Annotated in this window: 5 protein-coding genes and 1 pseudogene; 1 reads left to right on the forward strand and 5 read right to left on the reverse strand. The window is 71.4% G+C overall.

Translation table 11 applies throughout. The features are described 5' to 3' along the window. Positions 1–2 precede the first annotated feature (2 nt). On the forward strand, positions 3–7,982 hold the full coding sequence (locus CP969_RS01685) for a beta-ketoacyl synthase N-terminal-like domain-containing protein (RefSeq protein ID WP_016828201.1): 7,980 nt from the start codon (positions 3–5) through the stop codon (positions 7,980–7,982). A 153-nt stretch (positions 7,983–8,135) separates the two neighbouring features. Here the strand turns inward: CP969_RS01685 and CP969_RS01690 are convergent. The 5 genes and pseudogenes from CP969_RS01690 to CP969_RS01710 form a co-directional block, all read right to left on the reverse strand. After that, positions 8,136–8,855 (reverse strand): annotated as a pseudogene (locus tag CP969_RS01690) (IS6 family transposase); the annotation flags it as partial. 203 nt (positions 8,856–9,058) lie between these two features. Then, complete coding sequence (locus CP969_RS01695; RefSeq protein WP_016828200.1) at positions 9,059–9,553, reverse strand: GNAT family N-acetyltransferase; 495 nt, start codon at positions 9,551–9,553, stop codon at positions 9,059–9,061. Between the two features lie 99 nt (positions 9,554–9,652). After that, positions 9,653–10,027, reverse strand: coding sequence for a chorismate mutase (locus CP969_RS01700; RefSeq protein ID WP_223887022.1), 375 nt, complete (start codon positions 10,025–10,027; stop codon positions 9,653–9,655). A 219-nt stretch (positions 10,028–10,246) separates the two neighbouring features. Further along, positions 10,247–11,245: a methyltransferase gene (locus CP969_RS01705; protein WP_016828198.1), complete on the reverse strand. Its 999-nt coding sequence runs from the start codon at positions 11,243–11,245 to the stop codon at positions 10,247–10,249. Between the two features lie 194 nt (positions 11,246–11,439). Further along, positions 11,440–12,342, reverse strand: coding sequence for a phytanoyl-CoA dioxygenase family protein (locus CP969_RS01710; RefSeq protein WP_016828197.1), 903 nt, complete (start codon positions 12,340–12,342; stop codon positions 11,440–11,442). Between the last annotated feature and the right edge of the window lie 188 nt (positions 12,343–12,530).

Genomic DNA, 12,530 nt, shown 5'->3' on the forward strand with positions numbered 1-12,530 from the left:
GGATGCGTTCTCCGGAAGCGACTCCTCGGCAGGCGCCGTTCTTCGAACCGGTCGCGATCGTCGGGCGCGGCTGTGTACTGCCCGGTGCGCTCGACCCGGACACCTTCTGGGCCCAGATCGCCGCAGGCCGTTCCGCCCTGTCACCGGTGCCCGACGGACGCTGGCGGGTGCCGCTGGCACGGGTGTCGGGTGCACCTGGTGACACCGATCGGATCTGGACCGACATCGGAGGCTACGTCCACGGCTTCGACGAGGCGTTCGACCCGACCGGGTTCGAGCTGCCCCCGGCCGAGATCGCCCCACTGGACCGGGTGTTCCGCTGGGTCCTGCACGCTGGCCGGCAGGCGTTGGACGAGGCGGGCCGGCCCGATCTCGGCCGCGCGGGGCTGGTCCTGGGCAACCTGGCGTACCCGACCACGGCCATGGCCCGTTACGCCGAGCACGTGTGGCTGTCCGGTCCGGGGCGGCCGGGGCCGAGCGACGACTTCCGCCCCGATCCCCTGAACCGGTTCGGGGCCGGTCTCCCCGCCCATCTGGCCGTTCGCGCGCTCGGCCTCGGCGCCGGCGGTCATGCCCTGGACGCCGCCTGCGCCTCCTCCCTGTACGCGGTGAAAGCCGGCTGCGACCGGCTGCGGGACGGGGACGCCGACCTCGTGCTGGCCGGGGCGGTGGCCGCCGCCGACAGCCTCTACATCCATCAGGGGTTCTGCGCGCTGACCGCGTTGAGCCGGTCGGGCCGTAGCCGTCCCTTCCACCGGGAGGCGGACGGACTGGTGCCCGCCGAGGGCGCGGTGCTGTTCGCACTGGCCCGGCTCGATGACGCACTCGCCCAGGGCATGCCGGTCCTGGGCGTGATCCGGGGCATCGGGCTGAGCAACGACGGCGTGGGCGGTGGCCTGCTGGCCCCGGACCGGGCCGGTCAGGAGCGCGCCGTGCGCGCCGCCTACGCCTCGGCCGGGATCGCACCGGAGACTGTTTCGCTGGTCGAGTGCCACGCGCCGGGCACCCCGAGCGGGGATGTGACCGAGGCACTGGTGATGCGTGAGGTGTTCGCTGATGCGGTGGACCTGCCGATCGGTTCGGTCAAGTCCAACCTGGGGCACCCGCTCGCGGCGGCCGGCGGTGCCGGTCTGCTGAAGGTTCTCGGTGCGTTGCGTGCCCGGGTGCGGCCGCCGTCCCTGCACGCGGACGCGCCGTTGGACGTGCTCGCCGGAACGCCGCTGCGACTGCTGCGGGAGGCCGAGGAGTGGCGCGGGCGGCGCAGGGCAGCGGTCAGCGCGTTCGGATTCGGCGGCGCCAACGCGCATGTGGTCGTCGATGCCTGGGAGCCCGGTCGGGCCGCATCCACCGCTGCCCTCTCCCCCCGCCCTGTTTCCAGCCGGCCACGGGTGGACCAGCGGGTGGCGATCGTGGCGATCGGTGCACGGGCCGGGTCGGGGGCCGGCTACCGGGACCTGTGTCACGCGGTCCTGGACGGCGCGCCCAGCCTCGGCCCCCGGCGCTCCATCGAGGTCGCGCTGGCCGGGCTGCGGTTCCCTCCGGCCGATCTGGCCGAGGCGTTGCCGCAGCAGGTCCTTGCCTTGGAGGCGGCCCGGGAAGCCGCCTCCGCGACCCGGCTGCCGCCCGACCGGACGATGGTCCTGATCGGCATGGGCACGGACCCCGAGGCGGCGCGTCCCGGTGCCCGCTGGCGTGCGCCGGACTGGGACACCGCCTCCGGCCTGCCCGCTCCGGTGCCGGACTGGCCGGACGCCTTCCGCGCTCCGCTGGTCCCGGAAACCGTGCCGGGCACCATGCCCAACCTGGTGGCCCACCGGATCAACGCCCAACTGGACCTGCGCGGCCCCAGCCATGTGGTCTGCGCGGAGCAGGCGTCCGGCCTGGTCGCCCTGGATCTGGGGGCGCGGGCGCTGCGGGCGGGGGAGGCGGACGCGGTGCTCGCCGGCGCGGTCGACCTGTCCCATGAGCCCGTGCACCTGGCGGCGCTGGGCGCGCTGGGAGATCACCGGCCCGGTGGTGACGTGGCCGTCGTCCTGGTGTTGAAACGCCTGACGGACGCCGAGCAGGACGGCGACCAGGTCATCGCGTTGCTCGACCACGCGACGGACCGGACGGCCCCCGTCGGCCTGCTGGTCGGCGACGCGGACGCCGGAGGCACGGACGGGACCCACCGGATCCGGGACCACGAGGTCCCGCCCGATCGTGATGGCGACAAGATCGACAGGGGCCGGGCGGGGAACCAGGAGGACGGGGACGACCGAGACGTGATCGGAGGGGACGGCGAGCCGGCCGGCCGGCCGCCCACGCCCCGCGTCACCGCCCGGTACGACCACAGCGAACTGTTCGGGACGGCCCATGCCGCGCACGGCGCGCTCGCCGTGGCGGTGGCCGCGATCGCGGTCCACCACCAGGCGGTGCCACGGTCGGGTGCGGCCGCGCTGCCCGCCGACGCGCCCCTGACCGCCTGCGCCCGGGTGACGCCCCTGGGCGCCTCCCCGATGTCGGTCCGCCTGCGCCCGGCCGGCCCGCCGCTGCCCTGGTCCTCGATCGCGCCCCGCTCCCACGTGTTCTCCGGCGCCGATCGGGCCGAGGTGCTGGCCGCACTGGCCGACGGACGGGAGTCCGACACCGGTCCCGCCCGCCTCGTGGTGGTGGTCGACCAGGTCTCCGAGACGCTGCGCGAACGGCTGGCGGTCGCACGCCACTGGTTGACGTCCGGCGGGCCCCGCCCGGACCAGATCGCCTACCAGGACGCCCCCACGAGCGGGGAGGTGGCTTTCGTCTTCCCCAGCGGCCAGGCGAGCTATCCCGGGTGCGGGGTGGAACTACGACTCGCCCTGCGCGCCCCCCGCACCGAGGAAGCCGCCCGGCCCGTCCCGGTGCCGGAGCCCCGGCACCCCACCGGCACCGACCCGGTCCCGGTCGTGACGCGGATCCGGGACACCACCGAACTCGCCGCCCTGCACGGCGAGATCACCCAGAGCCTGCTGGGGCTGCGGCCGGACGCGGCGATCGGCTTCTCCTCCGGGGAGTCCACCGCACTGATCGTGCTCGGGGCGTGGCCCGACGCGGCCGGCCTGTACCAGGCGGTCTCCGACAGCGACGTTTTCCGGTTCGACCTGTCCGGGGAGTTCCGCGCGGCGCACCGGTTCTGGCGCGGACACGGCCAGGAACGGGGGCGTTGGGCCGAGTACCTGGTGCACGCGACCCCAGCCGACGTGCGCGCCGCCCTGGCAGGCGAACCACTGGCACACCTGCTCGCCGTCGACTCGCCCGACACGTGCGTGATCGGCGGACTGGACGCGGCCTGCGGGCGCGTGCTGAACCGGATCGGCCCCGGGCTCCCGATGGCCGACGGGTACCAGATGGTGGCGCACGCCCCCGAGGCGAACCAGGTCGCGGCCGCATTTCGCTCGTTGCACCGCCGGCCGACCAGTCCCACGCCGGGCATCCGCTATTACAGCGCGGCCACCGGCGAGCCGTACCCGGTCGATCCGGACCACGTCGCGGACGCGCTGCTCACCCAGATGACCAGCACGCTCGACTACCCGAAGGTGGTCGAGCGGGCCTGGACGGACGGGGTGCGCGTGCTGATCGAGCACGGCCCGCAGAGCGGGCGTACCCGGTCGATCCGCCGGATCCTGGCGGACCGGGACCACCTGGCGGTGGCGCTCGATGTGCCGGGACGGGGACTGCGGCAGCTGTGCGACGCGGTCGCCGAACTTGTCGCCGCCGGGGTCTGCCCTGATCCCGCGCCACTGTTCGACCGGCTCACAGCGGCCGCCAGGCTGCCGGCTGATCCGGGGAGGACGATCACCCTGCCGGCGCACCCGCCCGCGATCCGGCTGCCCGGAACAGATCATCCGGAGCAGCGGATGGAACCTGCGCCGATATCGCCTCCGGCGACGGTACCGACGAAACCGGTCGGCGCGCCGGCCGGTCCCGGTACGGCGGTCCCCTCCGATGCCCAGGGCTCGGCCTCGCCGCGTGCCAGGGCTGTACCCGTCGCACGAGCCGCGTCGATCGGCCCGGTGACCGCTGCGGACCACCCGGTGCCGCCCCTTGCCCCTGCGAACCGCCGGGCGCCGGCCGTGGCCGCTGCCGACGATCCGGTGCCGGCACTTGCCGCCGCCCACCACGCCCGTCTCGCCGTCGCCCAGCGGGAGTTCCTGGAACGGCAGGGCCAGGCTCACGCGGCGTTTCTCCGCACCCGGCAGCTGGTGATCGGCTCGGTCACCGCCGTGACGGCCGGCGGTGACCGCGCCCTGTCCCCCGCCCCGGATCCCGCGCACCTGCCGCAGGCCATCGAGCCCGCGCCGGTGGCGATCCCGTCACCGGGCTCTCCGCCCCTGCCGTGGCGACCGGCAGTACCGGAGCGGCCCACGCGGGGACTGTCGCTGCCCCTGGACCGTGCCCGGCTGGAGTACCTGGCGCACGGGCGGATCTCCGACGTCTTCGGTCCCGCCTTCCGCGCGCAGGACCACAAGCGACGGCAGACCCGGTTGCCGCGCCCCCCGATGCTCCTGGTGGACCGGGTCACCCGGCTCGACGCGGAACCCGGCTCGATGTCCACCGGCACGGTTCACACAGAGACCTACGTCGCCCCGGACGCCTGGTACCTAGATCCGGCCGGCCGGATGCCCGCGGGCCTGTTCATCGAGGCCGGCCAGGCCGACCTGCTGCTGATCAGCTGGCTCGGGGTGGACCTGCTCGACCACGGCGACCGGGTCTACCGGCTGCTGGGCTGCGAGGTGACGTACCACGGACCGCGGCCGGCCGTCGGGGAGACGCTGCGGTACGAGATCCACGTCGAGGGCCATGCCGAGCACGACGGCGTGCGGCTGTTCTTCTTCCGCAGCGACTGCTACGTCGGTGAGGAGCTGCGGCTGTCGGTACGCCAGGGCCAGGCCGGTTACTTCACCGACGCGGAACTCGCCGGTTCGCAAGGAGTGTGCTGGAGCCCGGAACCATCACCGGCAGGGGCGGTCGACCCGCCCGCTGTTCCTCCGGCCGCCACCGCTTTCGGTCCCGACGCCGTACGCGCCTTCGCCGAGGGCCGACCGGCGGACTGTTTCGGCCCCGGCTGGGATGTGTCGCGCGCCCATGTGCGTACCCCGACTCCCGGGGAGGGCCGGCTGTGGCTGCTGGACGAGGTGAGCGAACTCGACCCCGCCGGGGGCCCCTGGGGTCGTGGCTACCTGCGTGCGGAGAGCGAGGTCCGGCCTGACGACTGGTTCTTCGACGGCCACTTCCACAACGATCCGTGCATGCCTGGCACGCTCATGTTCGAGGGCTGCGTGCAGGCGATGGCGTTCTATCTGGCCGCGCTGGGCTTCACACTTGATCGGGACGGCTGGCGGTTCGAGCCGGTGTCCGACGAGTCCTACCGGATGCGCTGCCGGGGACAGGTCACCCCCCAGAGCCGTCGGGTCCGCTACGAGGTGTTCGTCAGCGGACTGTCCTCCCACCCCCGGCCCACGCTCCGTGCCGACCTGCTCTGCACGGTGGACGGCCTGCCCGCTTTCCACGCCTCCGGGGTGGGGCTGGCACTGGTCCCGGACTGGCCCCTGGAGTACTGGCGGTGGCTGGGGCCGCCCGCCGTTCAGACCAGTGGGGCACCGGTGCCGCTGCCGGTGCTCGGTGGCCTGCGCGGTCTGTACCCCGACCCGGCGGCGGCCACTCTCGCCGGACGGAGCGCGGACTTCCCGCTGATGCTGGCCGCAGCCTGGGGCCGGCCCAGCGCGTTCGGCACCCGTGGAACCCAGTTCGACGGCGGCAAGCGCTGCGCTCGACTGCCGGGCCCGCCCTACCTGTTCGTCACCCGCATCGTCGACGCCGGCCTCGAACCGGACCGGCCGCGCCCGGGTTCCTGGCTGGTCGCCGAGTACGACGTACCGGAACAGGCCTGGTACTTCGAGGAGAACGGCACCCGGGTGATGCCGTTCGCAGTGCTCAACGAGGTGGTCCTGCAACCGTGCGGGATGGCCGCGAGCCTGCTCGTGCCGCAACCACCGGACGCCCCCGAGCTGCTCTTCCGCAACCTGCAGGGGAACGGCACCGTCCTGCGGGACATCCCGGTCGGGACCCGCACCCTGCGCACCAGGGTCGAGCTGGGGGACCTCTCGCAGTTCGACGGCGTCACCCTCGTCCCGTTCGAGGTCTCCTGCGAGGCGGTCGACGAGACCGGCGCCCTGCTGCCGGTCATGGAACTGTCCACGCAGTTCGGGTACTTCCCGGTGGCCTCGTTCGCCCGGCAGCCCGGATTGCTCCCCACCGCCACCGAACGCGCCCGGCTGGCCGAACCCTGCGACCGGGTGGTGGAGCTGCGGCATCGTCAAGAACGCTACGGCTCCGGCTCCCTGCGGCTGCCCGGACCGATGCTGCTGATGCTGGACCGGGTCACCGGGTACTGGCCCGATGCCGGACGGGCGGGACTTGGCCGGCTGCGCGCCGAGCGCAAGGTCGACGCCGGGGACTGGTACTTCCGCGCCCACTTCTTCACCGACCCGGTGCAACCCGGATCCCTCGGCCTCGAAGGTGTGGTCCAGCTGCTCCAATGGTACCTCCTCGAACGCGACGCTGGCACCGGGCTGACCGCCCCACGCTTCGAGTCCGTGGCCGTCGGTCACGAGGTGCGCTGGCTCTACCGGGGCCAAGTGGTGCCGAGCGACGGCGTGGTCACGTTCGAGGCCGAGATCACCGAGTACGGGACCGACGCGCGCGGCCGATACGTACGTGCCGAGGCCTGGCTGTGGATCGACGGACGTCGCATCTACCACCTGCCCCGCATCGGGGTCCGGGTGGTCGACGGCCATCCGGCCGTGCGGGAGCTGGAGCTGGACCCGGCAGTGGACACCTGGCTGGACGACCACCGGCCCAACTTCGTGGTTCCCGCGGTGCCCCTGATGACCACGGTGGATCAACTCGCCACCGCCACGGCCAGGCTGACCGGTCAACCGGTCGTCGGCCTGCGCGAGGTTCAGCTGCACCGCTGGCTTCCCCTGCCCGGCCCCGCGCGGATCCGTACCGACGCCGAACCGGCGGCCGGGGAAGGGACCGCGGTTCGTCTCTCCGTCTGGCGGGAGGCCGGTGAACTGTCCCGGTACGAGGTGGTCGGCGAGGCCACCGTACTGACCGGAACCGTGCCGGGGCCTCCCCCGGCCCTGCTTCCTCCGCTCCCCGACGGCCGGCCGCAGCCGGACCCGTACGAGGCCGCGGAGCTGTTCCACGGCCCGGCGCTGCAGTACCTGACCTCACTGACCGTGGGCTCCACCGGCTCCAGCGCGGTGCTCGACGCCGGACGGGGCACCGCGCCGTTCGGCCAGCTGGGGCAGGGGCTGCTCGACGGTTTCCTGCACGCCATCCCGTCCCAGTCGCTCTGGCGGTGGATTCCTGGCCTGTCCCAGGACCTGGTCGGCTACCCTCACCGGTTGCCCTGGCTGGACCTGTACGAGCCGCTGCCGACCAGCGGTGAGCTGCGGGTCGAGGCCCGGTTCGCCGGCTTCGACCAGGGGCACCACCTGCTGCCGGTGATCGACGTCCAGGCCCAGATCGGCACCCGGGTCGTGGCGCGCCTGAGACTGGTGGAGATCCTGGTGCGCCTGCCGGGGATCGAACGGGTGCCGCTGCGGGACCGCAGGGCCTTCGCGACGGGCCTCCGGTATGTCCCCACCGCCAGTCTGTCCAGCACCCGGGACGGGATCACCACACTCTCCGTCGACACGGTCCGCCGGTTCGACACCCTGCCGGGCACCACCTCACGGATCTACCGGCTTCCGGCCGGTCTTCCGCTACCCGAACGCAGCACGCGCATCGCCGTCAAGGAGCACGTGTCCGGCCTGGCCAGGGCCCATCCCGGACAGATCGAGGTGACAGCCGACCTGCGCTCGGCCTGGGTGGCCGGTGCCCCCGGCACGGTCTGGCCGGTGCGGGTCGAACACGAAGCGGACGTGGTGGTGGTGCGTTGCCCTCTCCCCGACTGAGATGCCTGGCCCGGGGTCCGGTACGGTGCTGGCTCCCGCCAAGTGGGCCGGCCGTAGGTACCTCTGAGGGGGGCGCTGTCACGTTGTTGGGTGCCTGGGTCTCTGACGGCGCGTCGGGGCATGGGGAGGGGTCGGGTTCCGGGCCGGTGCTCGGGCCGTGGTGGGCCGGCCGGCGGCGCCGGTGGCCTGGTCCCAGACGGCGAAGCGGACGGTCATCTCGGCGCGGTAGCCGGGGGCGGTCATCCGGTGGCGGCGGGGGCCGGAAGTGCGGTGAGACGCCGCGGGACGCGGCCAGGAACCGCTTCCGCTCCGCCGACGGAGCAAAAGCCCTTCATCGCGCGTTCGCGTTGCCGGGTGGGCCGGTGGCTGTTCTCTGCCCGGTTGTTCGGGTACTTCGAGGTGCGGTGCTCTGCTCCCGGCGTGACCTGGCGGTGGGCCGCTCGGTAGGAGCGCGGCTTGTCGGTGACGAGCACCCGTGGCACGTCCTCCGGGCCCATCGGGAGCCGGCGGAAGAACCGCACGGCGGCGCGGGTGTCGCGCTGGGGCTGGACGAGGATGTCCAGCACGTTCCCGTGCCGGCCGGCGGCCCGCCACGGGTAGTGCCGCTCGCCGTTGACCGTGATGAAGACCTCGTCGAGATGCCGCGTGTCCCCCGGCCCGGGGTCGGCGGCGGCGCAGCTCATGCGCATGGATCTGGCCGGACTTCGCGCACCGGCGGCGGACGGTCTCGTGGGAGACGAGCACTTCGCGCTCGAGCATCGGCTCCTCGACTTCCCGGAACGACAGCGGGAAGCGGTGATACCGCCACACGCAGTGGGAAATGATCTCGACCGGGTACCGGTGCCCCTGGTACGACGGCGACGCGTCCCCCACGAGCAGACCCCTTCTCGGAGCGATCGACCTGAAGAGCACCCTACGGGAGTTCCCCAACGTGACAGTGCCCCTCGAACGCTTCCTGCCAGCGGGCAGGGTCTACGCTGTGGCCTGCGGCCACCGCAAGATCGTTAGTCTTCACACACCGATGATCAGCGGTGGCCGCAGCCTTCCCGCAGCCGGTCCACCAGCAAAATCATGGTCTACGGCTGAAGGTCGAGCTGGTACCAGGTGCCTGACCGGCCGCCGAGATCGGCCGGGGCGGCCGGGCCAACCGGGACGAACCCGGCCTTGGCCAACACCTTCTGGGACGCGGCGTTGTCGTGGGAGGTGGCCGCCCGCAGTGTGCGCAGCCCGTGCCGCGCCGCCGCCAGCTGGCACAGCTCCCGGACGGTCGCGGTCGCCACGCCGCGGCCGGCGACCTGCTGCGCGACCCGGTAGCCGAGTCTGGCAGTGCCGTCCTCCAAGTCGTATAGGTTGAACCTGCCGAGTACCGAGCCGTCCTCGGCGACGAGCACGTAGAAGACGCAGCTGCCGTCCTCCTGCTCGGCCAGCGAGGCGTTGTACCGGTCGGTGAACTGGTCGAAGAAGTCGTCGCCGCGGTCGGAGATCGAGGCAGCGAAGTAGGTTCGGTTCGCCAGCTCGAAGGCCAGGACCGCCGGGGCATGGTCGGCATGCAGCCGCTTCAGCTCGGGCATCGCCCGACTCTACCCAGCTCGTGCGCTGAGGCCACCTGAATTTCCGCCGGTGGCAGACAGCCTCAAGACCAGGGCACATAACGATCTACGGCTGGAGTACTAGATGCGACACATCTCAAGGATTTTCATCGCCAGAGCCGCGCCCCTTTTGTCACCCAGACCCTTGCGATAAGTCCCCAGAACGTCATTCTCGCGGGATGTGTCGGATTTATTTCCGCCGGATTCCAGCCGGTGGAGCTGAATGCTGCCGGAAATTTCCTGCCGCTTTTTGATCAGCTCGATCAGTTGCACGTCTATCTCGTCGATGCGTTCCCGGCTCTCGTCAATGAAACTCGCGTAACCTGAATTGGTTGTCACTGGGAAGTCCTTCTTTGCTTCGCTGTCGCGCGCTATCCCATCGTCTTCGGTTGACTTCATCACGCCTGGCAGACAGTCACATGGCTGATCGGCGTGATTGATCGCGTTGAATGCCACGTGGGCTCGGCCATCGGCGCGACAGACGGATGGAGCCCCCTGGCGGATGGGTTATCGCCGGTAGAACCGTCTCCACAGAGGCCTTCGCATGCTCCCGGCTCTCGCTCGGGCTCCGCTGCCCGACGACCCGGATCGAACTTTGACCCGCCCCGCGGGAGCGGGCCACGTCCCTCACCCGCGGGGGGATCGGACCACGGGGCCACCCGCAGCCCAGTGCGCTCACGGCTTCCGGGCGACGACGACTCCGTTGGCGGCCGGTGCGGCGAAGGGGCGTATCTCGACGTCGGTGAAGCCGGTCTCCAGCAGCCAGTCGCGGTACTCGGCCCCGGTGTAGTTGCGGCCGAAGGTCTCCACCAGCATGGACAGGCTCATCAGCGTGGCGTCGAGCGGACCGTCCTTGGTGTCGGCGACCAGCAGCTCGCTGATCAGCAGGCGCCCACCGGGAGCGAGTGCCTCGTAGCAGCTGCGCAGGATGCTCTTGCACTGATCGACGTCCCAGTCGTGCAGGATCATCGAGAGCAGCACGACGTCCTGGTCGGAGGGCAGCTGGTCGGTGAAGAAGTCGCCGGCGGCAAAGGAGATGCGGTTGCCGAAGCCCGCCTGCTCGACCTTCTTACGCGTCAGGTCGCACACGAAGGGGAGGTCGAAGATCGTGGCGCGCAGGGACGGGTACGCCCGGCTCAGTTCGATCGCGTAGGCTCCTCCCCCTCCTCCCACGTCCAGCAGCGACAGGTCGCCCGACAGGTCGACCGCGTCCGCCAGAGCCCGCGCCGTGGGCCTGGAGATCGCGCTCATGCCCTCCCAGAACGACTCCACGACCACGGGGTTCTCGTCGTCGAACAACGAGTCACGGCGTTCGCTGTCCCAGGCGGTCGGGCGGTTGGTGCGCAGCGCCTCGCCCAGCCGCAGCCAACCGGGGTAGTCATGGCGGGAGACGATCTCCACCCAGCCGCCGACGTAGTCCTCACCTCCACGAAGCAGGTACCGGTCGGTCATCGGTGTGTTGCGGTAACCTTCGCCGTCACGCTCCAGCAGGCCCAGCCCCGCGCAGGCGGTGACCAGTTGCTCGACCGGGCGTTCCTCCAGGCCCATCTCGTCGGCCAGTTGGGCCGACGTCATGCCCGGGCGCTTGGCGAAGCGCCCGAACACGTCGCGTTCGTGCGCGGTCACGAGCGTCTGGGACACCCACAGGCCGGAGACCATGTTCATGATCGGCATGACCGATACAGGTTCTTCCTGCACGGACGTCATCGTCACCTCTCAGTTCAGTGCGGACCTCGTCGTGACCACCGACCGGTCCGGGAGCCGGAGAACGCGCCGGAGCGCATCGGTGGGCGGGAGGTGGTGCGTGGGCAGGAGCCGCCCACCGTCGGCGGGCCGACAGCCGGCCGGCCCGGGTGGGGCGGGCGGTCTCAGACGGTGCGCTCGGCCACGTCCAGGCTCCAGCGCTGCGCCCTCTCGTTGGCAGCGGTGCGCGTCGCATCCGAGGGCACGATCGGGGTTGCCGCCTTGCGGCCGAAGAGAACGTCCATCGGCTCCTCGATGTCCCCGGCGTAGCCCATGGCGAAGCAGCCCTGCTGGTAGCCGATCATTTTGAGGACGTCCTCGGAGAATGTGCGGGCCAGTTCCGGAGGGGCAACGAGGTACTGGTTCTCCTCCTGACGGACCCAGCCCGCGCAGTAACTGAGGATCAGGCCCTGCCGCACCTGGTCCGAGCGGTTGGTGCCGCCTCCGTGCACCACCTTCCCGTTGAAGATGAACACCGATCCCTTGCTCATCTCGACGGGGATGGTGTCCTCCTCCCTCAGGTCGTCGGGGTCGATCGCATCACTGCCGGGGGCCACGCGGGTGGCCCCGTTCTCCTCGGTGAAGTCGGTGAGCGCCCAGAAGAACTGGCACATCACGTGGTGGTCCACCGCGAAGGGGAAGAAGTCCCAGACGAGTTCGTCCTTGTGGAGCTTCTGTGAGACCGAGCCCGGGTAGGCGCTGATGAGCTGGGTCTGCGAGAGCTGGAACTCGGTGGAGGACTTGAGCACCCGGCGTGCCACCCCCTTGCACAGAGGGTGCACGATCAGGTCCCGGGCGGTGGCCGAGCGGGCGACGAGACTTCCCGTCCGCTTGGTCCGCTGGCCTGCGAACGCGTCCGGCCCGAACGGTGTGGCCTCGATCCAGGGCTCCATCTCGCTCAGCAGGGCGTCCACCGTCTCGTGCGGGAGCACATTCTCGACGACGGCATAGCCGTTCTCGTCGAGGCTTTGCATCACCTCGTCGATAGGTGCGTCGTTGTCGAACCGGTCGTTGACCTTTGGCTTCATTGTTCTGGATCCTCCTTTTCGCAAGGTCACGAGCCCCGGGGCAAGGCCGGGGAGGGGGAACTGGGTTTTCTGCAGCATCGGCTGTCACGTGCGACGTCATTTCTGGGACGGCTCCGATGCAGACCCTGCCGAGAAATACTCCGGATCCATTCTTGCCCGCTGCCGGTTCCGGGACAACAGCGTGAAGT

It is taken from the genome of Streptomyces viridosporus T7A (assembly GCF_008704515.1).
In the GTDB taxonomy this organism is placed as follows: domain Bacteria; phylum Actinomycetota; class Actinomycetes; order Streptomycetales; family Streptomycetaceae; genus Streptomyces; species Streptomyces viridosporus.

Coding starts and splice junctions, on each gene's coding strand:
- CP969_RS01685 (WP_016828201.1), top strand. CDS start 3: ATGCGTTCTCCGGAAGCGACTCCTCGGCAGGCGCCGTTCTTCGAACCG.
- CP969_RS01695 (WP_016828200.1), bottom strand. CDS start 9,553: ATGCCCGAGCTGAAGCGGCTGCATGCCGACCATGCCCCGGCGGTCCTG.
- CP969_RS01705 (WP_016828198.1), bottom strand. CDS start 11,245: ATGCCGATCATGAACATGGTCTCCGGCCTGTGGGTGTCCCAGACGCTC.
- CP969_RS01710 (WP_016828197.1), bottom strand. CDS start 12,342: ATGAAGCCAAAGGTCAACGACCGGTTCGACAACGACGCACCTATCGAC.